26 protein-coding genes and 1 pseudogene are annotated in these 24,653 nt (G+C 71.5%); 10 read left to right on the top strand and 17 right to left on the bottom strand.

Translation table 11 applies throughout. From position 1 onward, the window contains the following. Positions 1-14 precede the first annotated feature (14 nt). On the top strand, positions 15-1,763 hold the full coding sequence (locus AC1VM9_RS11020; RefSeq protein ID WP_483122658.1) for a glycerol-3-phosphate dehydrogenase/oxidase: 1,749 nt from the start codon (positions 15-17) through the stop codon (positions 1,761-1,763). A gap of 24 nt (positions 1,764-1,787) precedes the next feature. On the opposite strand, the gene AC1VM9_RS11015 is transcribed toward AC1VM9_RS11020, so the two are convergent. From AC1VM9_RS11015 to AC1VM9_RS11005, 3 genes are all read right to left on the bottom strand, one after another. Next, a complete protein-coding gene (locus AC1VM9_RS11015) occupies positions 1,788-2,555 on the bottom strand; it encodes a class I SAM-dependent methyltransferase (protein WP_483122657.1) in 768 nt (255 codons plus the stop codon). Beyond that, positions 2,552-3,592 (bottom strand): methylenetetrahydrofolate reductase, encoded by a 1,041-nt coding sequence (locus tag AC1VM9_RS11010; protein ID WP_483122656.1) that lies wholly within the window; start codon positions 3,590-3,592, stop codon positions 2,552-2,554. Before AC1VM9_RS11010 ends, AC1VM9_RS11015 begins: the two co-directional genes overlap by 4 nt. A 145-nt stretch (positions 3,593-3,737) precedes the next feature. Continuing rightward, a complete protein-coding gene (locus AC1VM9_RS11005; RefSeq protein WP_481343630.1) occupies positions 3,738-3,944 on the bottom strand; it encodes a heavy-metal-associated domain-containing protein in 207 nt (68 codons plus the stop codon). Between the two features lie 225 nt (positions 3,945-4,169). On the opposite strand from AC1VM9_RS11005, the gene AC1VM9_RS11000 reads away from it, so the two are divergent. From AC1VM9_RS11000 to AC1VM9_RS10985, 4 genes and pseudogenes are all read left to right on the top strand, one after another. Continuing rightward, positions 4,170-4,403, top strand: a complete 234-nt coding sequence (locus AC1VM9_RS11000; protein ID WP_481343631.1) for a ferredoxin — start codon at positions 4,170-4,172, stop codon at positions 4,401-4,403. After that, positions 4,390-4,962: pseudogene (locus AC1VM9_RS10995) on the top strand (FAD-dependent oxidoreductase); the annotation flags it as partial. The gene AC1VM9_RS11000 and the pseudogene AC1VM9_RS10995, both read left to right, overlap by 14 nt. Further along, complete coding sequence (locus AC1VM9_RS10990; RefSeq protein WP_483122655.1) at positions 4,865-5,647, top strand: FAD-dependent oxidoreductase; 783 nt, start codon at positions 4,865-4,867, stop codon at positions 5,645-5,647. The pseudogene AC1VM9_RS10995 and the gene AC1VM9_RS10990, both read left to right, overlap by 98 nt. A gap of 9 nt (positions 5,648-5,656) precedes the next feature. Continuing rightward, complete coding sequence (locus AC1VM9_RS10985; protein WP_481343633.1) at positions 5,657-5,938, top strand: CDGSH iron-sulfur domain-containing protein; 282 nt, start codon at positions 5,657-5,659, stop codon at positions 5,936-5,938. 6 nt (positions 5,939-5,944) lie between these two features. Here the strand turns inward: AC1VM9_RS10985 and AC1VM9_RS10980 are convergent, their stop codons facing one another. Next, entirely contained in the window at positions 5,945-6,247 is a 303-nt protein-coding gene (locus AC1VM9_RS10980; RefSeq protein ID WP_481343634.1) for a metal-sensitive transcriptional regulator, read from the bottom strand. Between the two features lie 171 nt (positions 6,248-6,418). Between AC1VM9_RS10980 and AC1VM9_RS10975 the strand changes: the two genes are divergently transcribed. From AC1VM9_RS10975 to AC1VM9_RS10965, 3 genes are all read left to right on the top strand, one after another. Then, positions 6,419-6,712: a metal-sensitive transcriptional regulator gene (locus tag AC1VM9_RS10975; RefSeq protein WP_481343635.1), complete on the top strand. Its 294-nt coding sequence runs from the start codon at positions 6,419-6,421 to the stop codon at positions 6,710-6,712. Between the two features lie 31 nt (positions 6,713-6,743). Beyond that, positions 6,744-6,950: a heavy-metal-associated domain-containing protein gene (locus AC1VM9_RS10970; RefSeq protein WP_481343636.1), complete on the top strand. Its 207-nt coding sequence runs from the start codon at positions 6,744-6,746 to the stop codon at positions 6,948-6,950. A gap of 977 nt (positions 6,951-7,927) precedes the next feature. Further along, complete coding sequence (locus AC1VM9_RS10965; RefSeq protein WP_483123998.1) at positions 7,928-10,285, top strand: heavy metal translocating P-type ATPase; 2,358 nt, start codon at positions 7,928-7,930, stop codon at positions 10,283-10,285. Positions 10,286-10,362: 77 nt separating this feature from the next. Here the strand turns inward: AC1VM9_RS10965 and AC1VM9_RS10960 are convergent, their stop codons facing one another. The 9 genes from AC1VM9_RS10960 to AC1VM9_RS10920 all read right to left on the bottom strand — a co-directional run bounded on the left by AC1VM9_RS10960 (position 10,363) and on the right by AC1VM9_RS10920 (position 20,288). Next, a complete protein-coding gene (locus tag AC1VM9_RS10960) occupies positions 10,363-11,607 on the bottom strand; it encodes an NAD(P)/FAD-dependent oxidoreductase (RefSeq protein ID WP_483122653.1) in 1,245 nt (414 codons plus the stop codon). Positions 11,608-11,615: 8 nt separating this feature from the next. Beyond that, entirely contained in the window at positions 11,616-12,635 is a 1,020-nt protein-coding gene (locus tag AC1VM9_RS10955; RefSeq protein WP_483122652.1) for a cation diffusion facilitator family transporter, read from the bottom strand. A 42-nt stretch (positions 12,636-12,677) separates the two neighbouring features. Next, positions 12,678-13,703, bottom strand: coding sequence for an ABC transporter ATP-binding protein (locus AC1VM9_RS10950; RefSeq protein WP_483122651.1), 1,026 nt, complete (start codon positions 13,701-13,703; stop codon positions 12,678-12,680). Then, positions 13,700-14,740, bottom strand: a complete 1,041-nt coding sequence (locus AC1VM9_RS10945; RefSeq protein WP_483122649.1) for an ABC transporter ATP-binding protein — start codon at positions 14,738-14,740, stop codon at positions 13,700-13,702. Before AC1VM9_RS10945 ends, AC1VM9_RS10950 begins: the two co-directional genes overlap by 4 nt. Before the next feature lie 10 nt (positions 14,741-14,750). Further along, the gene (locus AC1VM9_RS10940) at positions 14,751-15,449 is read right to left on the bottom strand and encodes a GntR family transcriptional regulator (RefSeq protein WP_483122648.1); all 699 of its coding nucleotides are present in this window, start codon (positions 15,447-15,449) and stop codon (positions 14,751-14,753) included. Continuing rightward, complete coding sequence (locus AC1VM9_RS10935; protein ID WP_483122647.1) at positions 15,446-16,453, bottom strand: ABC transporter permease; 1,008 nt, start codon at positions 16,451-16,453, stop codon at positions 15,446-15,448. Before AC1VM9_RS10935 ends, AC1VM9_RS10940 begins: the two co-directional genes overlap by 4 nt. Before the next feature lie 4 nt (positions 16,454-16,457). Beyond that, the gene (locus tag AC1VM9_RS10930) at positions 16,458-17,402 is read right to left on the bottom strand and encodes an ABC transporter permease (RefSeq protein WP_481340941.1); all 945 of its coding nucleotides are present in this window, start codon (positions 17,400-17,402) and stop codon (positions 16,458-16,460) included. Positions 17,403-17,449: 47 nt separating this feature from the next. Next, positions 17,450-18,727 (bottom strand): NAD(P)/FAD-dependent oxidoreductase, encoded by a 1,278-nt coding sequence (locus AC1VM9_RS10925; protein WP_483122646.1) that lies wholly within the window; start codon positions 18,725-18,727, stop codon positions 17,450-17,452. 91 nt (positions 18,728-18,818) lie between these two features. Further along, positions 18,819-20,288, bottom strand: a complete 1,470-nt coding sequence (locus AC1VM9_RS10920) for an ABC transporter substrate-binding protein (protein ID WP_483122645.1) — start codon at positions 20,286-20,288, stop codon at positions 18,819-18,821. Between the two features lie 325 nt (positions 20,289-20,613). Between AC1VM9_RS10920 and AC1VM9_RS10915 the strand changes: the two genes are divergently transcribed. After that, positions 20,614-21,306 carry a GntR family transcriptional regulator gene (locus AC1VM9_RS10915; RefSeq protein WP_483122643.1) on the top strand — a complete coding sequence of 231 codons (693 nt, stop codon included), beginning with the start codon at positions 20,614-20,616 and terminating at the stop codon, positions 21,304-21,306. A 70-nt stretch (positions 21,307-21,376) separates the two neighbouring features. Here the strand turns inward: AC1VM9_RS10915 and AC1VM9_RS10910 are convergent, their stop codons facing one another. Next, complete coding sequence (locus tag AC1VM9_RS10910; protein ID WP_483122642.1) at positions 21,377-22,108, bottom strand: SDR family NAD(P)-dependent oxidoreductase; 732 nt, start codon at positions 22,106-22,108, stop codon at positions 21,377-21,379. A gap of 22 nt (positions 22,109-22,130) precedes the next feature. Then, positions 22,131-22,856 carry a VIT1/CCC1 transporter family protein gene (locus AC1VM9_RS10905; RefSeq protein ID WP_483122641.1) on the bottom strand — a complete coding sequence of 242 codons (726 nt, stop codon included), beginning with the start codon at positions 22,854-22,856 and terminating at the stop codon, positions 22,131-22,133. A 120-nt stretch (positions 22,857-22,976) separates the two neighbouring features. On the opposite strand from AC1VM9_RS10905, the gene AC1VM9_RS10900 reads away from it, so the two are divergent. Continuing rightward, positions 22,977-23,381, top strand: a complete 405-nt coding sequence (locus tag AC1VM9_RS10900) for an ArsR/SmtB family transcription factor (RefSeq protein ID WP_483122640.1) — start codon at positions 22,977-22,979, stop codon at positions 23,379-23,381. Between the two features lie 31 nt (positions 23,382-23,412). On the opposite strand, the gene AC1VM9_RS10895 is transcribed toward AC1VM9_RS10900, so the two are convergent. After that, positions 23,413-23,829 carry a hypothetical protein gene (locus AC1VM9_RS10895; RefSeq protein ID WP_483122638.1) on the bottom strand — a complete coding sequence of 139 codons (417 nt, stop codon included), beginning with the start codon at positions 23,827-23,829 and terminating at the stop codon, positions 23,413-23,415. A 103-nt stretch (positions 23,830-23,932) separates the two neighbouring features. Next, a complete protein-coding gene (locus tag AC1VM9_RS10890; protein ID WP_483122637.1) occupies positions 23,933-24,601 on the bottom strand; it encodes a haloacid dehalogenase type II in 669 nt (222 codons plus the stop codon). Positions 24,602-24,653 lie beyond the last annotated feature (52 nt).

Genomic DNA, 24,653 nt, shown 5'->3' with positions numbered 1-24,653 from the left:
ATGAGGAGAAGATGATGCAGTCTGAGAACGCAGCGCTCGGGCCCCGGCAGCGGCGTGATGCGCTGGCCCGGCTGGCCGTGCAGGAGTTCGACGTCGCCGTGGTGGGAGCCGGTGTCGTCGGGGCGGGGATCGCCCTGGACGCCGCCACCCGCGGGCTGTCCGTCGCGCTGCTCGAGGCCCGCGACTACGCGTCGGGCACCTCCAGCCGGTCGAGCAAGCTCATCCACGGCGGGCTGCGGTATCTCGAGCAGCTCGAGCTCGGCCTGGTCCGTGAGGCGCTGAGGGAACGGTCCCTCATCCTCAACCGGCTGGCGCCCCACCTCGCTCGCCCCGTCCCGTTCCTCTACCCCCTCCGGCACCGGGCGTGGGAGCGCGTGTACGTCGGCAGCGGCGTGGCGCTCTACGACGTGCTCGGTGGCCGGCACGGCGTCCCGTCCCACCGGCACCTGACGCGCGCCGGCGCCCGGGCCCTGTTCCCGTCGCTGCGTCGGGACGCCCTGGTCGGAGCCGTCCGCTACCACGACGGGCAGGTCGACGACGCACGCCTCACGATGATGCTGGCGCGCACCGCCCACCAGTACGGCGCGGTCTGTGCGCCGAGCACCCGGGTCACCGGCTTCCGGCGCGACGGAGACCGGGTCACCGGCGTCGTCGTGAGCGACCTCGAGGGCGGCGGACGGATCGAGGTCCGTGCCGAGCACACGATCAACGCCGCCGGTGTCTGGACCGACGAGATCCAGCAGATCGTCGGAGGGCGAGGACAGCTCCGCGTCCGCGCGTCCAAGGGCATCCATCTCGTCGTGCCGCGTGACCGCATCGACGCCACGGTCGGCCTCATCGGCCGCACCGAGAAGAGCGTGCTGTTCGTGATCCCCTGGGAGAACCACTGGATCATCGGGACGACCGACACCGACTGGGACCTCGACCTCGCGCATCCCGCAGCGAGCCGGTCGGACATCGACTACCTCCTGGACCAGGTCAACCGGCTCCTGACGACCCCCCTGACGCACGACGACATCCAGGGCGTGTACGCCGGCCTGCGCCCCCTGCTGCAGGGCGAGTCGGACGCGACCAGCCAGCTGTCCCGGGAGCATGCGGTGGTCACCCCGGTCGACGGCCTGACCATGGTCGCCGGGGGGAAGTACACCACCTACCGCGTCATGGCCAAGGACGCCCTCGACGCTGCCCTGCGCCCCCTCGGGCCGGCGGTCCCCGCCTGCGTCACCGAACAGGTCCCGGTCATCGGCGCCGACGGCTTTGCGGCCCTGTGGAACTCACGGCATCGCCTGGCCGCACAGTCGGGCCTGCATGTGGCGCGGATCGAGCACCTGCTGCACCGCTACGGGACGCTGGTCCACGAGCTGCTCCGGCTCGTCGCAGACCAGCCCTCGCTCGGCCGTCCTCTGGAGGGTGCGCCGGACTACCTGGCCGTCGAGGCCCACTACGGCGCGAGCCACGAGGGCGCCCTGCACCTCGACGACCTGCTCGCTCGACGGATGCGCATCAGCATCGAGACGTTCGACCGTGGACTCGACGCGGCACCCGAGGTCGCCCGGATTGTCGCGCCCGTCCTCGGCTGGTCCGACGACGACATCGCCCGCGAGATCGAGCACTACCGAGCACGTGTCCTTGCGGAACGGGAGTCGCAGCAACAGCCGGACGACCACACCGCGGACGCCGCCCGCCTCGGCGCCCCCGACGTGCGCCTGACCGTGGGGCGCCTCGGGCAGGCCGGCCCGGCCCTCTCGCGGGGTCCACGCTGAGGCGGCCGCCCCTGCCGGCCGGAGTCAGGCCGGCAGGGTCACCAGCATCCGCCCGCGCACCTCGCCGGCCGCGAGCAGCGAGCCCATCCGGCTCGACTGCTCCTCGGCCGCCTGCCAGCGGGGGTCGTCCCCGTGGCGCCGTTCGAGCTCGGCCTGGACGGTCGCCGTCGCCTCCTCCCAGTCAGCGGGGAGCGCGGCGAAGCCGTCGGTCCACCCACTGGCCACCACCCGGAGCGACGCTCGGTCGAGCAGCTCGTCGAGGGCCTCGACGGTGGGAAACGTGTTGCCCTCCGGCGGTTCCAGGCCGAGGTCTCCGGGGTGGGCGGCGCAGTAGACGACCAGGCCGAAGCGCGCCTCGCGCCGCAGCACCCGCCGGATCTCGGCCAGGTACGCCGGCTGGTCGTCCACCGTGCACAGCACGCCGAGACTCCACCCGGTCCCGATGACGCCGCTCGCGATCGGCAGCCGGCTGCCTGCCTGGATCGCCGGTAGGCCGAACAGGGACCGGGCCGCCCTGCAGGCTCCCGGCTCGGGGTCGGTGAGCACGGGACGGACGCCGGTCTCCCGCGCCGCGAAGGCGGCCGGTCCACCCACGCCGGCCCCGCAGTCCAGGAAGATCTCGTCGGGTTCGGGCCGCAGGTGGTCCAGCAGCCAGCGCAGGGCACCAGGACTGCCACTGCCGCGACAGCCGGCGGGGATGCGGTGGGCGGGGTCCAGGCCCGCGACGACGTCCGCGGTCCACGCCGCGACGGTGTCGAACTCGGCGTCCATCGAGTCGGCGGAGTCGCTCACCCCCGGACTCCCTTCGCCGTTCGGACCCGTCGTCCGATCTCGGCCTGGATCTCGGCGGCGGCCTGCACGCCGTGCGCCGACGCGAGCCCGGAAAGGTTCACCCCGGCGACGCCCGGCAGCCCCAGCAGGTTGACGGCCTCGTCCACGGCCGCCGCGACGCCGGCCTCGACGGGGTCGTCGGCCGTCAGCACCTTCTCCAGGCGTTCCGGTGCGATCTGCAGGCCGGGCAGGGCCGCGAGCACGGCCGCGGAGCGGTGATCGGTGAACACGACGACCGAGGCGATCACCGGCATGCGCAGCCCGGCCGCCTGAGCCGCGTCGAGGAACCGGCGGAGCTCCGTCGCGGTGGCCACGTGGTTCAGCACACCCACCCGCGCACCGACCCGCTGCTTGTGCACCAGCCTCAGGGGCCGCAGGGCCACGGGGCGGGCCGCAGGCGTCTCCGCAACCGCCGCGCACAGCCCCGACGAGGCAGCCAGGGCGGCCAGCCGGGTGCCGTCGAGGTCGAAGATCTGGGTCACGTCGGGGCGGACGTCGAACGCCCGGCCGTCGCCGGTCACGCACAGGACCGTGGCCAGCCGGTCCAGGGCGAGGGCGTGCAGCTCCTGCTCGAGGCTGACGCGGTTGCGGTCCCGGCAGGCCAGGGTCACCCAGGGCACGACGCCGGCGTCGGCGATCAGCCGGGCCAGCGTGCTCGGCGGGAAGTCGGGGCGGTCCTGGTGCTCGCCGACCAGGACGGCGTCGCAGCTCGGCGCGAGCAGCCGGGCCGTCGAGCGCAGCGTGTGCGCGTCGGCCGGTGGCACGCTCAGGTCGGTGAGGACCATCGGCACCCGCAACGCGTCGGGCGGGTCCGGGGAACGGTCGAGGGATGCTGCGCCCAGGCCGACGACGAGGTCGTCCGAGGGGTCGGTCAGCCGGTCGAACACGCACGGCGCCGCGACCATCTCGCAGTCACCGTCGGTCCGGACACCGCCGCAGGGCCCGTACACCATCCGCTTGGGGCAGCCGGGGGCCGGCCGCTGAGACGTCAGCTGCACGCCTCACAGACTGTCAGGTCGATGCCGACACGGCGGCGGCAGCATAGGGCGACGGCCCGGAAGGGTTGCCGAACAAGCGCGCGAGCGGCGCGCGGTGCGGGGTCCTGACGCGTGCGTGCGTCAGGACCCCGCACGCGGTACCCCGTCAGTTGGCGATCTTGTAACCGGCCTGGGCCACCGCCGCACGGATGGCGGCGTCGTCGATGTGGCCGCTGATCTCGAGCGTGCCGTTCGAGACGTCGACGTCGACGTCGCTGACCCCCTCGATGCCGCTCACGGCGTTCGTCACCTTGGTGACGCAGCTGTTGCAGGTCATGCCCTCGACGGTGTACGTGGCAGTGGTGTTGCACATCCCGGTGTTCTCCTCGTGTCTGGCCGGCGCTGCGGCGCATGGGTGGCCTGGGTGGGATCTCGGGACCGGCGTGATGCCGCCGCGCCGCGGACGCGACCCCCGGTTCGTGCGGAACCGGCCCAGTACCTGGCCGATAGGTTACCCCCCTACCGTATGAAGTCAAGGGTCTGCCGACCTTGACTGGGTACCCTCCCCCCGTATAGTACTTTTACCTCGGCTTGGACCATGACGCCTCAGGAGGACCCCGTGCTGGTGACCGTCGACGTCGACCGCTGCGAAGGCCACGGGTTGTGCACGCTCGCCGCACCGGAGGTCTTCTCCTTCGACGACCGGGGCACCCTGCAGGTCGTCGAGCGTCCGGACCCCCGGCACCTCGCGGGGGTCGAGCAGAGCGTGGGGGCCTGCCCGGCCCTGGCCATCACGCTCACCAGGGCTCCCACTCGCGATGCCACCCGCTAGCCGCGCCGAGCCGCGGGACCGGCCACGGCACGTGCTCGTCGTGGGGGCCTCCCTGGCCGGCCTGCGCACGGCCGAGGCCCTGCGTCGGGCGGGGTTCGACGGCCGGCTGACGATCGTGGGCGCCGAGAGGCATCCGCCGTACAACCGCCCCCCGCTCACCAAGGCCGCGCTGGTCGGGGGCCCGGAGCTGACCGCGCTGGAGCTTGCGCGGGCCGACGACCTCGCGGCCACCTGGGCTCTCGGCATCTCGGCCACCTCGCTCGACCTCTCGGCCCGGGAGGTACGGCTCGAGACCGGAGCCATCGTGCGGTTCGACGGGCTGGTCATCGCGACGGGCGCCCGAGCCCGACGGCTGCCAGGCACGGTCGGCGTCGCGGGCGTCCACCACGTCCGCACCGTGGACGACGCCTCGGCCCTGCACCGGGCCCTCGCCGAGCCCGGCCGGCGGGTGCTCGTCGTGGGTGCAGGCTTCCTCGGTTCCGAGGTCGCGTCCACGGCCGCCTCCCTGGGGCACCAGGTGCTGCTCGTCGAGGCCACGGCGGGACCGATGCTTGGTGCGCTCGGACCGGAGCTTCTCGGCGTACGCCGCCGGGGCGCATCGCAGCCGCGGGGTCGACCTGCGTACGTGCACGACCGTCGAGTCGCTCACTCCGTCGGGGGACGGGGCCGGACCCCTCGTCGCGGTGCTCGCAGACCGCCGCGACGGGAGCCGTTCTCGCGTGGAGAGCGACATCGTGGTCGGCGCCCTCGGCGCCACCCCCAACATCGAGTGGCTGAAGGACAGCGGCCTCGCCGTGGACGGTGGCGTCACCACCGACCTGTCGCTCACCGCAGTGGACCCCTCCGGCGCGCCGGTGCCCGGTGTCGTGGCCGTGGGTGACGTGGCCCGGGTGCCCCAGCCTCTGCTCGACGGCACCGCCCGCCGCGTGGAGCACTGGGCCACGGCCGTCGACCACTCCCGCATCGCCGCGGCGACCCTCAGCGGCGGGCAGCCGCAGACAGTCCCGGCGCTGCCGTCGTTCTGGACCGACCAGCACGGCGCGCGGATCCGCGGCATCGGCCTGCCCGGAGCAGGCGACACCAGCACCGTGGTCGACGGCGCCATGGACGACCACCGGTTCGTCATGACCCGGACCCTGCGGGGCCGCCTCGTCGGCGTCGTGGCGGTCAACGACACCCCGGCCCTGTTCCGCTACCGAGCCGAGCTCCAGTCCGTCTCGACGTTGCCGCAACCAACCCGCTAGGAGTGCCCGATGACCGAGCCCACCCCGTCCCCCCGTCCGACGACCGTCAAGGCGGTCCGCAACGGCCCGCTGCAGCTGAAGGGCACCTTCCGGCTCCTGGACCCGAACGGCGAGGAGTACGACCTCGAGGGCCAGCGCATCGTGCTGCTGTGCCGGTGCGGCAGGTCGAGGAACCAGCCGTTCTGCGACTCCAGCCACGTCCGCGAGGGGTTCGTGAGCCAGGACCAGCCCACGGCCTGCGACGCGGGCCGCGAGGAGGGCGACGACGGCGCAGAGGCGGGCGTGGCCTGACGACGGTCAGGAGCGGACCAGCCGCGCGATCGCCTCGTTCGCCTCCTTCAGCTTCACCTCGGCGTCCTTGCCGCCCGCAGCGGCGGCGTCCACGACGCAGTGGCCGAGGTGCTCCTCCAGCAGGCCGAGCCCGACCGACTGCAGGGCCTTGGTGATCGCGGAGATCTGGGTGAGGATGTCGATGCAGTACTTCTCGTCCTCGACCATTCGCTGCAGGCCCCGGGCCTGGCCCTCGATGCGCCTGAGCCGCTGCAGGTACTCGTCCTTGCGGTGGATGTAGCCATGGTGCTGGTGCGTCGTCTCGGTCATCTGCGATTCGTCTCCGCTGCTCCTCCCCGGGGGTGGCCCGGAGTCCTTTCGGCATACCGGGTACCAGTATGCGTCCTGGTGGCGCCACAGCACGCACCATTGACGCCGATACGCTAGGGGGGTATCGTATTTTCAGGACGGCGGCCCGTCGGACGAGCACTGGAGGTGGTCATGTCGACCCAGCACCCGGGGTACATCAGCGGGAAGGACGACGTCCTGCGACGCCTCCGCCGCATCGAGGGACAGGCCCGAGGGCTGCAGCGCCTCGTGACCGAGGACACGTACTGCATCGACATCCTCACCCAGGTCTCGGCGATGACCTCCGCGCTCCAGTCGGTGGCGCTCGGACTGCTCGACGACCACCTCAACCACTGCGTCGTGGACGCAGCCGCCGCCGGCCGCCCCGAGGCCGACGCAAAGCTCAGGGAAGCCTCGGCGGCGATCGCCCGCCTCGTCCGTTCCTGACCGCCGACACCACATCGAGAGGACATCCGCCATGAGCACCATCCAGACCTACACCGTGACCGGCATGACCTGCGGCCACTGCGTCGCCTCCGTCACCGAGGAGGTCGAGGCGATCCCGGGCGTCGAGCACGTCGACGTCGTCCTCGAGACCGGGGCCCTCACCGTCACCAGCGCAGAGCCGGTGGGCGACGCCGCGGTCAAGGAGGCCGTCGAAGAGGCGGGATACGCGCTCGCATGAGCGTCACCACGAAGCTGGTGGGCTTCCTCGTCGCGCTGCTTGCCGTCTTCGGAGGAGCGGTCGGTGCGGGAAAGCTGGTCGGCCCCGTCGGTCCGCCGCCCGCGGCCGGCGACCACGCCGGAATGGCCGGCATGGAAGGTACTGACGCCGACGCCGCCGCGATCCCGAAGGGGCTGATGGTGTCGCAGGACGGCTACACCTTCCGCCTGGCCCGCACGTCGGCGTCGGCGGGTTCCGCCGTCCCGGTGTCGTTCACGATCCTCGGGCCGAACGGGCGGCCGGTGACCCAGTACGACGTCGAGCACGAGAAGCAGCTCCACCTCATCGCCGTACGTCGCGACTTCACCGGGTTCCAGCACGTCCACCCGGTGATGGCCGCGGACGGCACATGGAGGACCGCGCTCGACCTCACGGCCGGACAGTGGCGGCTCTTCGCGGACTTCAAGGCCACCGGCGCCAAGGCGGGACTCACCCTCGGCAACGACCTGGCCGTAGCTGGCGCCTACCAGCCGGCCGCCCCCGCTCCCGACTCCCGTACCGCCACCGTCGACGGGTACACCGTCACGCTGGACGGCGACCTCGCCGCAGGGGCGTCGGCCAAGCTGACGCTGACGGTGACGCGCAACGGTAAGCCGGTCACCGACCTCGAGCCCTACCTCGGCGCCTACGGGCACCTGGTGAGCCTCCGGTCCGGGGACCTCGCCTACCTGCACGTGCACCCCGAAGGAGCTTCCCGGCGACGGCGTGACCCGACCCGGTCCCGGTGTGGTCTTCTTCGCCGAGGTCCCGAGCCCCGGCCGATACCACCTGTACCTCGACTTCAAGCACGGGGGCGTGGTGCGGACCGCCGCGTTCACCGTCACCGTCACCGGCTCCGCGCCGGGCTCGTCGACGGGCTCCTCCGAGGAGTCGCACGACGCCGAGTCCGGTGCCGGGCACACCGGCGCACACTGATCCCAGAGACAGAGGAGAACGACATGAGCTCCACCACCCGTCCGTCGGGCCTGCCGGTCTCGACCAGCCAGGTCGAGCTCCAGATCAGTGGGATGACGTGCGCCTCGTGCGCCAACCGCATCGAGCGCAAGCTGAACAAGATGGACGGCGTCAGCGCCACGGTCAACTACGCCACCGAGCAGGCCAAGGTCGTCTTCCCCGAGGGGCTGGACCCCGAGGAGCTCATCCGGACGGTGGAGCAGGCCGGGTACGGCGCTGCCCTCCCCCGACCGGCGCAGTCGGACGCCGAGCCCGCTGACCACGCTGCCGACGACCCCACCCGGTCGCTGCGCCAGCGCCTCATCGGTTCGGCAGTGCTGACCGTCCCCGTCATCGCGCTCGCGATGGTGCCGGCCTGGCAGTTCACCAACTGGCAGTGGCTCTCCCTCACCCTCGCGGCGCCCGTCGTCGTATGGGGGGCCTGGCCGTTCCACCGGGCGGCGTGGCTCAACCTGCGCCATGGGACGTCGACGATGGACACCCTGGTGTCGCTCGGCACGCTGGCCGCGCTCGGGTGGTCGCTCTACGCCCTGTTCTGGGGCACCGCCGGCACGCCGGGAATGCGGCACGCGTTCGAGCTGACGGTGGCCCGGACCGACGGTTCGGGCAACATCTACCTCGAGGCCGCGGCCGGGGTCACCACGTTCATCCTGACCGGCCGGTACTTCGAGGCGCGCTCCAAGCGCCGCGCCGGCGCCGCGCTCCGGGCCCTGCTCGAGCTGGGCGCCAAGGACGTCGCGGTCCTGCGCGACGGCCCGGGCGGACCCGTCGAGAGCCGGGTCCCCGTCGAGCAGCTGGCCGTGGGCATGCGCTTCGTGGTCCGGCCCGGTGAGAAGATCGCCACCGACGGCGTCGTCGAGGAGGGCAGCTCGGCGGTGGACGCCTCGATGCTGACCGGCGAGTCGGTGCCCGTGGAGGTCGGGCCCGGCGCCGCCGTCGTCGGTGCCACGGTCAACGCCGGCGGTCGCCTCGTGGTCCGGGCCACCCGGGTCGGGTCCGACACCCAGTTCGCGCAGATGGCGCGGCTGGTCGAGGACGCGCAGAACGGCAAGGCCGAGGTCCAGCGGCTGGCCGACCGGGTGTCCGGCATCTTCGTCCCGGTCGTCATCATGCTCGCCGCGGCCACGCTCGGGTTCTGGGTCGGGACCGGTGGTGGCCTGGCGTCCTCGGTCACCGCCGCGGTCGCGGTCCTCATCATCGCCTGCCCCTGCGCGCTCGGTCTGGCGACGCCGACGGCCCTCATGGTCGGCACCGGGCGAGGGGCCCAGCTCGGCATCCTCATCAAGGGCCCCGAGGTGCTCGAGTCGACGCGCAAGATCGACACCATCGTCCTCGACAAGACCGGTACCGTGACCTCCGGCCAGATGACCCTCGTCGACGTGGTCGCCGCCGACGGTCAGGACGTCGACGAGGTGCTCCGGCTGGCCGGTGCGCTCGAGGACGCCTCCGAGCACCCCATCGCCAGGGCCGTCGCCAACGCGGCGCGGGCCAAGGGCGGGTCGCTGTCCCGCGTCGAGGACTTCGCCAACGTCGAGGGCCTCGGCGTCCAGGGCGTCGTGCACGACGGCGACCGCAGCCATGCCGTCCTCGTGGGCCGGCCTCGGCTGCTCGAGGACTGGAACCAGACGCTGCCCGTCGAGCTGGAGCGGGCCTTCGCCCAGGCCCAGGCGAGCGGGGCGACCGCCATCGCCGTCGGCTGGGACGGGCAGGCCCGGGGGGTGCTCGTGGTGGCCGATGCGATCAAGCCGACGTCAGCGGAGGCGATCGCCCAGCTCCGCCGGCTCGGGCTGACGCCCGTCCTGCTGACCGGCGACAACGAGGCCACGGCACGGACCGTGGCCCGCGCGGTCGGCATCGACGTCTCGGACGACACGGTGATCGCCAACGTGCTGCCCGCCGACAAGGTGGACGTGGTCAAGCGCCTCCAGTCCGAGGGCCGGGTCGTGGCGATGGTCGGCGACGGCGTCAACGACGCCGCGGCACTGGCCCAGGCCGACCTCGGGCTGTCCATGGGCACCGGCACCGACGTCGCGATCGAGGCGAGCGACCTCACGCTGGTCCGTGGCGACCTGCGGGTGGCCGCCGACGCGATCCGCCTGTCGCGGCGCACCCTCGCGACCATCAAGGGCAACCTCTTCTGGGCGTTCGCCTACAACGTGGCGGCGCTGCCCCTGGCGGCCTCCGGGCTGCTCAACCCGATGCTGGCCGGCGCCGCGATGGCGTTCTCGTCCGTGTTCGTCGTCAGCAACAGCCTCCGACTGCGCCGCTTTCGACCGTTGACCGACCACACGATCGAGCCGGCGCAGGCGCGAGAGCAGGCCGCTCAGCCGGTCGCCGCGTGATGCGGTCCAGCAGCCTCGGTGGCCGCCCGGCTCCCGGAGGCCGAGGCAACGGTGCTCAGCCGGCCGACCCGGTCGGCTCAGCCACCTGAAGCCGTGAGGGTCTGGTCGCCCGGTTCGTGGTCCCCGAGGTCCCCGAGGTCGTCCAGGTCGTCGAGCAGAGCGCCGGGCCGCAGCCGATCGGTGAGCTGGCCGAGACGCTCGTGGGCGTTGAGCGAGACCACGGCGACCAGTCGGCTCCCGCGGCCCAGCGCCACCAGTGCCTGCCCGGACCCGACCGAGCCCCAGACCACCCGACTGCGGTCAGCGACCTGAGGGAAGCCGACGGAACGGATCCGCGCCCCGTGGATCGTGGTGCCGAACGTCGGCAGCTGGGTCAGGGGACGCCCGGAGCCGGGGCCGGCGAGCAGGTTGGCGGCCGCCAGCGCAGCCTGGTCGCGGGTGCTGGCCCAGTGCTCGACGCGGAGCGACTCGCCGTCGAGCAGGGCGTGCGGGACCGTCACGACGTCGCCCGCCCCGACCACCCGGTCGTCGCCGACGGCGTGCAGCGTGGGGCGGCAGGCCAAGCCCGCCGAGACCGACAGGCCGCTGCCGCGAAGCCACTCCACGTTCGGGGCCGTGCCGGTCGCCATGACGACGACATCCGCAGGCAGCCGGAGGCCGTCGTCGAGGACCACACCGGCCACCACCCCGGCCCGGATCTCCAGGCGGCGCGTCCGAGTGCCGAGACGGACCCGGACCCCGGCCGTGCGGTGGAGCCGGAGGAGGTGCTCGGCGATGGGCAGACCCACCGCGCGGCGGGTGGGCACGTCGGACGGGTCCACGAGCGTCGTGTCGTGACCGCCGGCGACCGCGGCCGCTGCGACCTCGGCGCCGATCAGGCCACCGCCGACCACGACCACCCGCTGTGGGCCGGACTCGAGGGTGGCCCGCAGGGCGCCGGCGTCGTCGACCGTGCGCAGCACGAACGCGTTCCGCACGTTCGCACCCGCGTCGACGTCCCGGGGCCGGGCCCCGGACGCGATGACGAGGCCGTCGAAGGGGATCCGCGCGCGGTCCTCCACGACCACGTGCCGCCCGGCCAGGTCCAGCTCCGTCGCGGCCTCCCCGAGGCGCCACGTCGTGTCGGCCGGCGGGCCGTCGATGTCGAGGCCCGGTCGGTGCAGGCCTCCGGTGAGGAACGCCTTCGACAGGGGGTAGCGGTCGTAGGGCCGGTGCCGCTCGGCCCCCACGACCGTGAGCTGACCGTCGTACCCGAGGTCGCGCAGGGCTGTCGCGGCGCAGTGTCCGGCCAGGGACGCGCCGACGATGACGATCCTCTTCATCGGTCAGCTCACCACTGGACGAGCTCGCACCCGGTGTGGTCGGTGGGCTCGACCTGAACGGTCGCGTGCGTGATCTGGTGGTCGTTGCGGAGCAGGTCTCGCGCCCGGTCGAGCACCGCGTGCATGTCCGCGCCCGGCACGACCTTCAGGTGCACGCTCATGGCGTCCATCGCAGAGGTGATCGTCCACACGTGCAGGTCGTGGGCCTCGACGACCCCGTCGAGCTGCTCGAGGTCGCGCGCCACCTGGTCGACGTCGATGTGGGCCGGCGCGGACTCCACCAGGATCCGGAGCGCCTCGGCCCCGAGGCGGTACGCACGCGGCAGGATGAACACGCCGATGCCGACCGCGATCACCGAGTCGACCCAGTACCACGAGGTCACCGCGATGACCGCGGCGCCGACCAGCACACCCACCGACCCGACGGCGTCGGCGACGACCTCGAGATAGGCGCCGCGGAGGTTGAGGCTCTCCTTGGCCCCGGCCTGGAGCAGCCGGAAGCAGACCAGGTTGACGAGCAGCCCCACCAGGGCCACGACGATCATCGGTGTGGAGGCCACCTCGTGGGCGCCGTCCCGCAGCCGGTCGATCGCCTCGTAGACGACGTAGCCCGCGACCGCGAACAGCAGCAGCGCGTTGACCAGCGAGGCGAGGATCTCCAGCCGGTACCAGCCGAAGGTCCGGTGGGCGGCCACGGAGCCGGCGCCGGCGAGGGAGATGGCGGCCAGCGACATCCCGAGCCCACCGGCGTCGGACAGCATGTGCCCAGCGTCGGACAGCAGCGCCAGCGAGCCGGAGACGATGCCGACGACGATCTCGACCGCCACGAAGGACAGGGTGAGCAGGAAGGCGATCATGAGCGGTCGCCGGTAGCGGGCACCCGCGCTCAGCGCCTCGGCGGCGCTCAGCCCGTGGCTGTGCCCGTGCCCGTGCCCGTGCCCGTTCCCCCGGCCGGGTGCGTCACCGTGCTCGTCCGCGTGGCCATGGTCGTGGTCATGGCCGTTGCCGTGGCCGTGGTCGTGTCCCATCAGGGGGCAGCCCTTCGTCTGGTGGGGCGGGAGGAAGCGGGTTCAGCTGTCCCAGAAGTGGCAGGTGACGGTGTGGTCGTCCCCCGGCCTGGACAGCTCCGGCGCGGTCGTGCGGCAGATGTCCTGGGCCATGGGGCAGCGGGGGTGGAACCGGCAGCCGGTCGGGGGGTCGATCGGGCTGGGGGGTTCGCCGGTGAGCCGGGAGACGATCCCGCCGCCGCCGGTGGTCTCGGCCAGCGAGGCTGCGAGCAGGACCCGGGTGTAGGGGTGGCGCGGGTTGGTGAACAGCTCGTCGCGGGGGGCGACCTCGACGATCTGGCCCAGGTACATGACCGCGACCCGGTCGCACAGGTAGCGCACGACGCGCAGGTCGTGGGAGATGAGCACGAGGGTCAGGTCCAGCTGGTCCTTCAGCTCGACGAGCAGGTTGAGGATCTGGGCCCGGATCGAGGCGTCCAGCGCCGAGGTCGGCTCGTCGCAGATGAGGAACGTCGGCTGCAGCAGCAGCGCCCGGGCGATGACCATCCGCTGCAGCTGCCCGCCGGAGCACTCCTGCGGGCGCCGGGACAAGATGGCCTCCTCGAGGCCGACCCGTTCGAGCATGGCCAGCATCCGTTCGCGGCGCTGGGTCTTGTCCTTGACGCCGTGGTGGCGCAGCGGCGCCTCCAGGCTGGTGCCCAGGCTCATCTTCGGGTCGAACGCGCCGTAGGGGTCCTGGAAGACGAACTGCATCGAGCGGCGCAGCGCCTTGAGCTGGGCGCCGGTGGCGCCGGTGATGTCCCGCCCGTCGAACACCACGTGCCCGGAGGTCGCCGGCACGGCCTGCAGGATCGTCCGGGCCAGGGTGCTCTTGCCGCAGCCGGACTCCCCGACCAGCCCGAGCACCTCGCCCTTGCCGACCGTGAAGGACACCCCGTCCACGGAGTGCACCCGCTTGCCCCGCCCGGCCGGGTAGTGCTTGACCAGGTCCTGGACCGCCAGCAGCGGCTCGGACCCGGTGGCTGGCCCGGTGGTGGGTCCGGTGGTGGGCCGGGTGGTGGGCGCCGGCAGGGGGGTGCTGGTGCTCATCGGGCCTCCGCGTGCTCTCGGGATGCGTAGCATCGACTGTGGTGCTCGTGCTCGCCGCAGGTGTGCAGTTCCGGCTCCACGCCACGGCAGGTGTCGCTGATGCCCAGCTGCGCGGCCATCGCGCACCGGGGCAGGAACCGGCAGCCGTGCTCCAGGGCCCGGGCCGCGGCGACGCTGCCCGGGATGGAGAACAGCTGGCCCCGCTCGGCCTCCAGCAGCGAGGCCCGCAGCAGCGCCTGGGTGTACGGGTGCTGCGGGTCATCGAAGATGTCGCGCGTCGCGCCGTCCTCCACGATCCGGCCCGCGTACATCACCGCGACCCGGTCGGCCATCGCCGACACGATGCCCAGGTCGTGGGTGATCAGCAGGATCGACAGGCCAAGCTCGTCCCGCTTTGCCTTGAGCAGGTCCAGGATCTGGGCCTGCACCGTGACATCGAGCGCGGTGGTCGGCTCGTCGGCGATCAACAGCTGCGGGTCGGCGCTGAGCGCGGCCGCGATCATGACCCGCTGGGCCATCCCCCCGGACAGCTGGTAGGCGAACGCCGAGGCCCGCCGGGCCGGTTCCGGGATGCCGACATCCCGCAGCAACTCCACCACCCGCGCCTTGGCTTCCCGGCGGCCGACGTTGCGGTGCGTGCGCAGCGACTCGGCCACCTGGGTCCACACCCGCGCGGTCGGGTCCAGCATCACCTTCGGCTGCTGGAACAGCATCCCGACCTTGTGCCCGCGGACCTCGTTGCGCCGCTTGGACGGCATCGCCAGCAGGTCCTCACCCTCGAGGCGGGCCTGCCCGCCGAGCACCTCCGCGCCCGGGGGCAGCAGCCCCATCACCGTCAACGCGGTCAGGCTCTTGCCCGATCCGGACTCCCCGACCAGCGCGACGATCTCACCCCGGCCGACCTTCAGGTCCATCCCGTCGATCGCCGGCGTGCCCGGCACGTCCGGGAAGTCCACCTGCAGCCCCCGGATCTCCAGCAGGGGATCGATCTCGTGCACCACACCCACACTGCGCTCCTGCTCCACCACCTGGCTCATCAGCCCCTCCTCAACGCCCATCACGAGCGGTCGTGGCGGCAGCAGGCCGCCGGTTGGACAGCGTGGCCACCGCGTCGTCGAAGTGCTTCTTGAGGACCGCCAGCGCCTGCTCGGTCCTGCCTTCCGTCATCAGGTCGCAGATCTGCCGGTGCTCGCCCACGAGGTTGGCCCGGCTGTCAGCCGCGGTGAGCACGCCGAGGCAGAGCCTCGTCTCGGAGATGACCGTGCTGAACATCCGCCGCAGCCGCGGGCTGCCACTGGCATCGACCAGGGCCACGTGGAAGTCCAGGTCGTAGACACCGACGGCCTCCCAGTCCCCCGCCGCCGCCGCCTTCTCCATCAGGGTGACGTTGCGGTCGAGCGCGTGGGCGGCTGCGCCCGAGGCATCCTTGGCCACGATCGTCCGCAGGGCGGCGAACTCCAGGGCCTCACGTGCCAGGTAGATGTCCGAGACGTCGTCCTCGGTGAGCACCGGGATGAACACCCCTCGATGGGGTTCGCTGAGCAGCAGCCCCTCCTGGACGAGTCGCTGCAGCGCCTCGCGGACCGGTCCACGGCTGACGCCGAAGCTGTGGGCCAGCTCCAGCTCGTTCAGCTGCGAGCCCGGTTCCAGGGTGCCGTTGACGATGGTCGTCCTCAGCCGCTCGGTGACGATCGAGGCGAAGGTGGTGCGCGGGATGGGGGCCGCGGACGGTGCGTCGTGGATCACAGCACTTCCCCGTCCTGCAGGGCCCCGCCCGCGGGCACCGCCGCGGGGGCGGTGGCCTGGGCCGGAGCGTCGGCCGGCACGGTGGCCGGGCCGCGCTTGCGGCGTTTCTTGGTGTCCAGGCCCTGGCCGATCATGGTGACGGACAGCGCGGTGATGAAGATGGCCAGGCCGGGCAGGATGCCCAGCAGGGGTGCGCGTTCCATGTAGGGCTGGGAGTCCAGCAGCATCTTGCCCCAGTCGGAGTCCGGGGGCTGCACGCCCAGGCCCAGGTAGGACAGCGCCCCGACGGTGATCAGCTTGTGCCCGAAGCGCAGGAACCCCATCGCGACCACCGGCCGGGCCGCGTTCGGGATGACGTGCCGGAAGATGATGTAGGCCTTGGGCGAGCCGAGAATCTCGGCGGCCTCGACGTAGTCCTTGGCGTTGATCTCCAGCGCCAGCCCGCGCATCAGCCGCGCGAACGGGGTCCAGCCGGTGATCGTCAGTGCCGCGATGAGCGTGCCGTACCCGGGGCCGAACAGCGCGATCAGGAACAGCGCGACGACCACGTCCGGGAAGCAGATCAGCATGTCGACGCTGCGCATCACCAGCTCGTCGACCCAGCCGCCGCGGCGGGCGGCCAGCGCCCCGATGATGCCGCCGGTGACCGCGCAGATCACCAGCGTGATCGCCGCGATGGTCACCGAGAACCGCCCGCCCCACATCAGCCGGGACAGCACGTCCCGGCCCAGGTGGTCGGTGCCGAGCCAGTGCTGGGCCGAGGGGCCGGCCAGCCGGTTGCTCAGGTCCTGCACGGCCGGGTCGTGCGGCGCGATCCACGGCGTCAGCGCCAGGACCAGCAGCACCAGGGCCAGCAGCCCCGCCCCGATGCCGAAGGTCCAGTGCCGGCCGCGGGCCCCGCGCAGCATCAGCGAGAGCACGTTGGGCCGGTGCGGCGTGGCCGAGGACAGCGTCGAGGGGCGCTGGTTGGGTCGCGGGCCGGGCACGGTGGCCGGTCGGGTCACGGTCTCAGGCATGGCTGGTCACCCTTATCGAGGGGTTGAGGACGCCGTAGAGCAGGTCGGTGGCGGTGTTGATGATCACGGCCAGGGCCAGGATCCACATCAACCCGCCCTGGATGACGGGCACGTCGTTGTTCAGCACCGCGGTGTACAGCAGCCGGCCCATCCCGGGGATGTTGAAGATCACCTCGATGACCACCGACCCGCCCAGCAGCCCGGCGAACCAGAACGAGAACAACGTCATCACCGGCAGCATGCTGTTGCGCAGCCCGTGCCGCACCAGGGTCTGCGGGAAGCTCAGCCCCCGGGACCGGGCCGCGGTGATGTACGGGGCGGCCAGCACGTCGGTCATCGCCGCCCGGGTCACCTGGGTGAAGTAGCCCAGCGGGCGCAGCGCCAGCGCCGAGGCCGGCAGCACCAGGTAGCTCAGCCCGCTCCACCCACCCGAGGGCAGCCAGCCCATCGTGCGCGCGAACACCAGCACCAGCACCGGACCCACCCAGTACTCCGGGGCCGAGACCGCGCTCTGGGAGGTGAACGTCACCACGTTGTCCACCTTCCCGCCCCGCGCCGTGGCCGCCCACGTACCCAACGGCAACGCCAGCACCAACGCCAGCAGCAACGACGCCAACGCCAACGTCATCGACACCCCCAACGCCGGCACCACCAGCTCCTGCACCGGCTCCCGGCTGGTGAACGAGAACCCGAAGTTGCCCGTCACCACCTGACGCAACCAGTCGAAGTACTGCACGTACAACGGCCGGTCCAGACCCAGCTCGTGGGTCAACGCCGCCACCTGCGAGGGGTCCAGCGCCGGGTCACTGACCCGCGCCCGCAGGATCTTGCGGGCCGGATCCCCATCACCGGCATACGGGATCAGGAACGCCAGCCCCGAAACCACCACCAACGTCACCACCAACGTGGCCGCCCGGCGGGTCAAGAAGGTCAACATCGCATTACTCCAGAAAATGGTCGACAAAGACCGGTCGAAGCTCGGGACTACTTGATGACGTCCTGAAACTTGTAGTAGGCGCCCGCGAACGGCAGGAACCAGGGCGGGCCCACATGGCCGGGAATCCGCTTGAAGGCGAGGTCGCGCCAGGGGTTGGCGTCCGGGACGCCGTTCAGGTACTCCGCCATCTGCTTGCCCATGTAGGTGGCCATCTGCACACCGTGGCCGGAGTAGCCGAGGGAGTAGAAGAGCCCGTCGTGCTCGCCGGCGTGGACCATGCGGTCCAGGCTCATGTCGACGAGGCCACCCCAGCAGTAGTCGACCCGCGCGTCGGCGAGCTGCGGGAACACCGAGACCATCGCCTTCTGCAGGATCCGGCCGCTCTTCTCGTCTGACTGCGGGCTCGACATCGCGAACCGGGCGCGGCCGCCGAACAGCAGACGGTGGTCTGGCGTGATCCGGAAGTAGTAGAGCAGGTTCTTGGAGTCCGAGGCCATCCGCCGGTTCGGCAGCAGCTGGTCACAGACCTCCTTGCCGAGTGGCTCGGTGACGATGATGAAGCTGCCGACCGGCGCGATCCGCAGCTGCATCCACCGGAACGGGCGCCCGGTGTAGCCGCTGGTGGCGACCAGCACCTGGTCGGCGGTCACGCTGCCGCGTGGTGTGACGACCGTGTGCTGGGTGCCGCTCCGGCGGACCACCTCGTCGACCGGCGCCTTCTCGTGGATCTTCACGCCGAGGCGGGCCGCAGACTCGGCGAGCCCGCGGGTGAACTTGCCGACATGCAGGCCGGCGCCCTTCGGGTCGACCATCGCGCCGTGGTAGTAGTCGCTGGCGATCTCGGAACGGATCTCCTGTCCGGGCACCATCTGCGTCTCGTAGCCCAACCGCTCGGCCAGGACCTCGTGGGTCTTGCGCAACCCCTCGTAGTGGGCCGGCTTCGCTGCCAGGTTCAGCTTCCCGGTCCGGGCGAAGTCGCAGTCGATGCCTTCCTCGCCGACGAGCTTCTCGACGGTGTCGATCGCGTCGTTGTAGGCGAGGAACAGCGTGCTCGCCGTCGGGAACCCGTAACGGGAGATGGCGTCCCGGAACCCGATCGACAGCCCGGTGGTCGCCATCCCGCCGTTGCGCCCGGAGGCGCCGAACGCGACGGTCTCTCGTTCGAAGACGGCGACCGTGGCGCCCTTGCGGGCCAGGTGCAGGGCCGAGGACAGGCCGGTCAGCCCGGCCCCGACCACGGCGACGTCGACGTGGCCGCCCACGTCCGTCGTCGACCGGTCCGGTCCCTTGGGGGAGGTGTCAAGCCAGTACGGCGTGAACTTCATTGTCCACTCTCTTCCTGGGTCGTGTCCGGGGGGACGGTCGGCCCGCCAGAGCCGTCCGGGGACCGAGCCGTCCCCCCGTCGTCGATGCGGGTCAGCCCACGCTGAGGTCCGCGGTGAGCACGTAGAAGTTCAGCGGGTGGGTCTTGAAGCCCTTGACGTTGGACGAGACGGCGGTCGTCAGGGACTCCTGGACGAGGAACACGCTGGCTGCATCGGCCTGCAGCTTCTCGGCGATCTTGGCGTAGAGCTCGTGCCGGGCCTCGGGGTCGGGCGTCTCGGCGACCTTCTGGATCATGGCGTCGGTCTGCGGGTTGCAGTAGTGGGCGATGTTGAAGCTGCCCTTGCAGCCGTAGTCCGAGCTCAGGTAGCCGGCCGGCTCGCCGACGTCGAGGAGGTAGCCACGCGAGAAGAGGGCGGCGTCGTAGTTGCCGGCAAGGAAGTCAGGCTCGAACGAGGCGTACTCACCCGCCTTGATCTTCACCTTGATGCCGATCTTGGCGAGCTGGTCCTGGATCACCGCGGCCAGGTCGGCGAACTCGGGCCGGTCGTTGTAGGCGATGAGGGTGAAGCTCAGCGAGCTCGGGTCCACCCCTGCCTGGCTGAGCAGCTGCTTGGCCTCGTTCGGGTCGTACGCCGCGGGCTTCGCGCCCTTGGGCGCCCACGGGTCGTCGGGCGAGAAGGGTCCGCTGGCCGGCTTGGCGCCGCCTTCGTAGACGCTGCTCGCGATCGCGTCGAGGTTGACCGCGTGCTGGATCGCCTGACGCACCAAGGGGTTGTTGAACGGCGGGCGCGAGTTGTTGAGCATGAGCGCCGTGGTGCGGGGCGCCTGGAGCGAGTCCACCTTGATGTTGTTGGACCCCTGGAGGGTGGCCTGCGACACCGCGGGGACAGCCGACGCGATCTGCACCTCACCGGACTGGATCTGGGTGACCCGGGTGGCGCCGTCGACGATGAACCGCACCTCCGCCGACGCGAGGTGGGGCTTGCCGCCCCAGTAGCTGTCGTTGCGCTTGAGCTCGAGCGACTGCCCGGGAACCTCGCTGACCACGGTGAACGGGCCGGTGCACGTCCCCTGGATGTCGATCTTGTCGCCGGTGTACGCCTTCGGCGCGAGGATCCCGGTGTTGGGGCTCGCGACGCGCAGCGGCAGGAGCACGTCCGGCGCCTTGGTGGTGATCTCGACGGTGGAGGCGTCGACCGCCTTCACCCCGGCGACCATGCTCGGCTTGAACGCCCGGGCCGGCGTCTTGGCCTTGAGCACGTGGTTCAAGGCTCCCGCCACCGCGCTGGCGTCCATGGGCGTGCCGTCCTGGAACTTGACGCCGGAGCGGAGGGTGAAGCTCCAGACGGTGGGCTTCACCTGCTTCCACGAGGTGGCGAGGCTCGGCGCGACTGACCCGCCCTCTTGGTAACGGGTCAGGGTTTCGAGGCATCCGGCCCTCGAGAGATCGATGGCGTCATCCGTTTCCAACGCCCAGGCCGCCTGCGGAGTCTTGAACTCCGCGTAGACGACGCGTCCGCCGGCGCCGTTGGCGCCGTCGCTGCTCGGGGTGCCGCCCATGCCACAGGCCGTGGCGGTCAATCCGACAAGTGCCAGGGCACTTGCCCAGCGAAGTCGACCCATTTCTGAACTCCTAGGTGTGCGTGCATCGTTGGACGCAAGGGGTGTGTTCAGTTCCTCAGCAGACCATGCAGTCTGTATTTTGTCAACAACTTTCAGTTGACGAATTGCGTTCTGACTCTTGAAAACTGGACGATTCCAGCGCGTAAATCGCCCCTTTCCTGGCGTATGCGGTCCGTATACTGTCGACTGTTGTGCCGATTGGGTACGACGTCAGGTGAACCGTGGCTGGACGGGGCCGCGCGCATTTTCGAGGAGTTGTCCGATGGCCGCCCAGAGCTCGCCGAGCCCGATCCCACGGATCACCCTGGCCTCGATGGTGGGAGATCGAATTCGCGCCGACGTGGTCGAGGGCGTCCTGCCCCCGGGCTCCCAGCTCAACGAGGTGGAGCTCGCGACGACCTTCGGGGTCAGTCGTGGTCCGGTCCGTGAGGCGCTGCAGCGGCTGATCCAGGAGGGGCTCCTCCTCAGGGAGCCCCATCGAGGGGTGTTCGTCCCGGTCATGACGCCCGAGGACGTCGACGACATCTACCTGGTGCGCGAGGCGATGGAGACCACCGCCGTGCGGCGCCTGGCAGGTCTGTCGAGGACAGCCTCGGCGTCCAAGGCGCTCGACAGGATCGTGCGCGCGATGGAGACGGCGGAGCGGGCCGACGACTGGAACACCGTGGCCTCCCGGGATCTGGACTTCCACAGCGCACTGGTCGCAGCGGCGGACAGCCCGCGCCTGGAGCGCATGTTCACGACGGTGATCTCCGAGACCCGGCTGTGCCTCGGCGTGCTGAGCGCGGCCTACGACACTCGCGACGACCTCGTGGAGGAGCACCGCCGAATCAGCGACCTGATCCGGCAGAACGACGTCGACGGCGCGGTGGCGGCACTGAAGAAGCACTTCGACGACGGGGTGGTGACGCTGAAGCGTCGGCTCGCGTCCCGTGGCGGTCCGCAGGCCGGCTGAACCGAGTCCCCGGACCACCCATGGGTGGCCTCCGGGGCGGGTCTGCGCTCGGGGGCGGCTCACGCTTCTCCTACGGTCGATCTCCGGCGGCCAGCGCCTGACGGTCTGCGTCGAAGCACCGGCCCGTGGGTCCGTCGTCGGGCAGCGTCGCCAGCCACACCGCCGTGTCGGCCGCCAGGTCCGACGGGCGCTCGGCGTCCGGACTCGCGGGCGGGCGGGTGCAGCCGGGCGACGCGGCGTTGACGAGGATGCCGTCGAACTCCACCTCGGCGGCCAGGACCTGGGTCAGCATGACCAGGGCAGCCGTGGAGACCTGGCCCGCGGGCGAGCCCGGCGCCGCTGTGCCCTCGGTCCCGCCCAGGGGGCTCGACACGTTGACGATGCGGCCGTACCCCCGCGCGCTCATGAGGGGGACCGCCTCGCTCGCGCATCGCCAGGCCCCGAAGAGGCTGGCCTCCATCGTCGTGCGGACCGTCGAGAGGTCCGGGGCCGCGGCGCGGTGCCGCGGCCCCTCGACGTCGGGCTCGGCGTTGTACACGAGGACGTCGACCGAGCCGTAGAGGCCGACCGCCTGCTCGAAGGCGGACCGTACCGAGGCGTCGTCCTTGACGTCCATCGGCACACCGGCCACATCACCGCTCGCCCAGCCCTCGAGGCCCTTGGCCGCCTCGTCGGCGCGGTGCGCGTCAGCGGCGGTCAGCACGACCCGGTAGCCGAGCTGGGCGAGCTGCCGGGCGATCGCCAGCCCGAGGCCCCGGCTGCCCTCGGTCACGAGGGCGACTCGCTTCTCCAGCACGTCCATTGAGCTCAGCCCCTGTGGAGCGTCAACCGGTGACGCCCACGCCCATCGCCAGTCCCACGAGGTAGGTCGCACCGGCGGCCATCGCCCCGAAGCCCAGCTGCCGCAGGCCACTGAACCACCACGGCACGACGGTCGCCATGGAGGCCAGGCTGCCGGCCACGAACAGTCCCACACCGCCGACGGCAAGGCCGTAGAACAGGGAGGTGAAGCCCAGCAGGAAGGGCAGCAGGGGGATGATCGCGCCCAGCGAGAAGGTGACGAACGAGGAGACCGCTGCGACGCGGGGCGACGGCTTCTCGCGGGGGTCCAGGCCGAGCTCCTGGGTCACGTGCACGAGGGCCGCGTGGTCGGGGTCGCGGTGGACGTCGCGTGCCGCCGCGGCGGCGGTGGCCTCGGTCATGCCCATGCTCGCGAACATCTCGGCGAGCTCGTGCTCCTCGGCCGCGGCGTGCTGCCGGATCTCGTCCGACTCCTTCTCCCACTCCCGGTCGACCTGCTCGTTCTGGGTCTTGACGGAGGTGTACTCCCCCATCGCCATGGAGAAGGCACCGGCGACGAGCCCGGCGAGCCCGGTGAGGATGACGTAGCGGGGGGCGACGCCGGCGGCGCCGACACCCGCGACGAGGGCGATGTTCGTGACGAGGCCGTCCATGGCCCCGAAGACGGAGGCGCGGAGCGCGCCTCCGGAGACGTCGGCGTGAGTGTGACCCACCTCGGCGGGTCCGGAGGGGATGAGGGTCTTCGACATGCGCATACCATAGGTGATGTGTAGACTGTCGACAACGCAGGAAAGCCTGTCCTAAGGTATGCGAGCGCGGCCTCGCGCGCTGTTCTTGCCCGGCCCACGACAGCGCCTTAGTGTCTTCGCATGCGCGCAGCTTCGCGAACGCCGCGGGCCATGCCGTCCCGCGAGCAGGTCGACCTCGCGGTCGAGGTCTTCAGGATGCTCTCCGACGCCACGCGGGTCCAGCTGCTCTGGGCGCTCCTGGACGGCGAGATGCCGGTGAACGAGCTCGCCGACGCGGTCGGGAAGCCGGCGCCCGGCGTCTCCCAGCACCTCGCCAAGCTGCGGATGGCCAGGCTCGTCTCCACCCGCCGCCAGGCGAACCAGGTCTTCTACCGGATCGAGGGGGAGCACGTTCGCCAGCTCGTGGCCGATGCGATCTACCAGGCCGAGCACGCCGCCGGCGGGATCCCGGAGCACCACCGCGCGGACACCTCGGTGCGCGAGATCCGTGAGGCGGCAGAGGCCGGCGCAGCAGCCGAGAGCTGAGCCGCGCCGAGCCGCTCCCCCGGGCCCGAGTTCAGGCGGCGGCGACCTCGGCGACGACGCCCGCACGGATGTGGAGCATCCGGGCGAAGAGCCCGTCGCCGCGGGTGAACTTCAGCGGGACCTCGCCATTGGCGGCGACCGCGTCCTTGGTGCCGTCGAAGAAGGCGGTGCCCTGGTCCGGGGTCTTGTCGCTCTTGTCGTCGGGGTAGAGCGGGTTGGTCGTGTTCTCGATCTTGGGCCACAGGGCTCGGGCCGCCTCGGTGGACTCGAACTCCATGATGAGGACCACGGTGTCCGGCAGCAGCTCACCGGCGACCTCCTCGAGCACGGATCCGCCGAGGTACCCGGGGTGCCCGTCGAGCGACCGCAGCCAGTCCTCGAGGTACTTCCGTGCCTGCTCCCCGTGGCCGGGCCGGGCCACGTTGATGAAGATGTCGCGTCGCTTCATGGAGTTCCTTTCGCGGGTGCGGCCGGGGGCCGCGGTGACGGGTTTCGGTGGCGACCGGCCCGGGCACGTCGCTGCGAGGCGCGCCGGCCCGGTCCGGGTGTCGTCAGAGGTCGAGCAGGGCGGCCAGACCGGTGAGGTCGCTGACCTCGTGGTAGCCGTAGTACGGCGTGCTGGGCTCGTAGCCGCGGTTGACGTAGACCTTGTTGGTCACCCGCAGGTCGTGCGCGGGAATGAGGTCGTAGCGCAGACTTGATGACACGTGCAGGATGTCCTCCGGACCGCAGCCCAGCTGGTCGAGCATGTACTCGAACGCCTGCAACCGGGGCTTGTAGGCCTGGGCCTGCTCGGCGGTGTAGACCGCGTGGAAGGGCGCGCCCAGCTTGTCGACGTTGCTGTGGATCTGCTCGTCGGCGGCGTTGGACAGGATCACCAGCGGGTAGCGCTGCGCCAGCGCGGCCAGGGGTTCCGGGACGTCGGGGTGGGGTCCCCAGGAGGGCACCGAGTCGTAGATCGCCTGGCCGTCGCTGTCACGGTGCTCGATCCCCCACAGCTTCGCGGTGCGGGCCAGCGCGTCGTTGATCACCTGGTGGTAGGGCTTGTAGGCCCCCAGCACCTCGTCGATCCGGTAGGCCTCGAAGTCGTCGAGGAAGTCGTCCATACCCTCGGCGGGAACCCGGTCGGCGACCAGCCTCCGGGTCACGGCGCTCATCCCGAACGCGGTGAGGGTGCCGTAGCAGTCGAAGGTGATGTACTTCGGGTCGGCGTCGATCATGCGGGCGTGCTCCTGTCTCTTCGCGGGTTGTCGGGCGTCGTGGGGTCGGTGG

Source organism: Monashia sp. HAY1-11D, assembly GCF_056868035.1.
Note: the sequence above shows the minus strand (reverse complement) of the source record. Positions and strands in the feature narration are given on the sequence as shown.

Coding starts and splice junctions, on each gene's coding strand:
- AC1VM9_RS11020 (WP_483122658.1), top strand. CDS start 15: ATGCAGTCTGAGAACGCAGCGCTCGGGCCCCGGCAGCGGCGTGATGCG.
- AC1VM9_RS11005 (WP_481343630.1), bottom strand. CDS start 3,944: ATGTGCAACACCACTGCCACGTACACCGTCGAGGGCATGACCTGCAAC.
- AC1VM9_RS11000 (WP_481343631.1), top strand. CDS start 4,170: ATGACGCCTCAGGAGGACCCCGTGCTGGTGACCGTCGACGTCGACCGC.
- AC1VM9_RS10985 (WP_481343633.1), top strand. CDS start 5,657: ATGACCGAGCCCACCCCGTCCCCCCGTCCGACGACCGTCAAGGCGGTC.
- AC1VM9_RS10980 (WP_481343634.1), bottom strand. CDS start 6,247: ATGACCGAGACGACGCACCAGCACCATGGCTACATCCACCGCAAGGAC.
- AC1VM9_RS10975 (WP_481343635.1), top strand. CDS start 6,419: ATGTCGACCCAGCACCCGGGGTACATCAGCGGGAAGGACGACGTCCTG.
- AC1VM9_RS10970 (WP_481343636.1), top strand. CDS start 6,744: ATGAGCACCATCCAGACCTACACCGTGACCGGCATGACCTGCGGCCAC.
- AC1VM9_RS10965 (WP_483123998.1), top strand. CDS start 7,928: ATGAGCTCCACCACCCGTCCGTCGGGCCTGCCGGTCTCGACCAGCCAG.
- AC1VM9_RS10960 (WP_483122653.1), bottom strand. CDS start 11,607: ATGAAGAGGATCGTCATCGTCGGCGCGTCCCTGGCCGGACACTGCGCC.
- AC1VM9_RS10955 (WP_483122652.1), bottom strand. CDS start 12,635: ATGGGACACGACCACGGCCACGGCAACGGCCATGACCACGACCATGGC.
- AC1VM9_RS10950 (WP_483122651.1), bottom strand. CDS start 13,703: ATGAGCACCAGCACCCCCCTGCCGGCGCCCACCACCCGGCCCACCACC.
- AC1VM9_RS10945 (WP_483122649.1), bottom strand. CDS start 14,740: ATGAGCCAGGTGGTGGAGCAGGAGCGCAGTGTGGGTGTGGTGCACGAG.
- AC1VM9_RS10930 (WP_481340941.1), bottom strand. CDS start 17,402: ATGTTGACCTTCTTGACCCGCCGGGCGGCCACGTTGGTGGTGACGTTG.
- AC1VM9_RS10925 (WP_483122646.1), bottom strand. CDS start 18,727: ATGAAGTTCACGCCGTACTGGCTTGACACCTCCCCCAAGGGACCGGAC.
- AC1VM9_RS10920 (WP_483122645.1), bottom strand. CDS start 20,288: ATGGGCGGCACCCCGAGCAGCGACGGCGCCAACGGCGCCGGCGGACGC.
- AC1VM9_RS10915 (WP_483122643.1), top strand. CDS start 20,614: ATGGCCGCCCAGAGCTCGCCGAGCCCGATCCCACGGATCACCCTGGCC.
- AC1VM9_RS10910 (WP_483122642.1), bottom strand. CDS start 22,108: ATGGACGTGCTGGAGAAGCGAGTCGCCCTCGTGACCGAGGGCAGCCGG.
- AC1VM9_RS10905 (WP_483122641.1), bottom strand. CDS start 22,856: ATGTCGAAGACCCTCATCCCCTCCGGACCCGCCGAGGTGGGTCACACT.
- AC1VM9_RS10900 (WP_483122640.1), top strand. CDS start 22,977: ATGCGCGCAGCTTCGCGAACGCCGCGGGCCATGCCGTCCCGCGAGCAG.
- AC1VM9_RS10895 (WP_483122638.1), bottom strand. CDS start 23,829: ATGAAGCGACGCGACATCTTCATCAACGTGGCCCGGCCCGGCCACGGG.
- AC1VM9_RS10890 (WP_483122637.1), bottom strand. CDS start 24,601: ATGATCGACGCCGACCCGAAGTACATCACCTTCGACTGCTACGGCACC.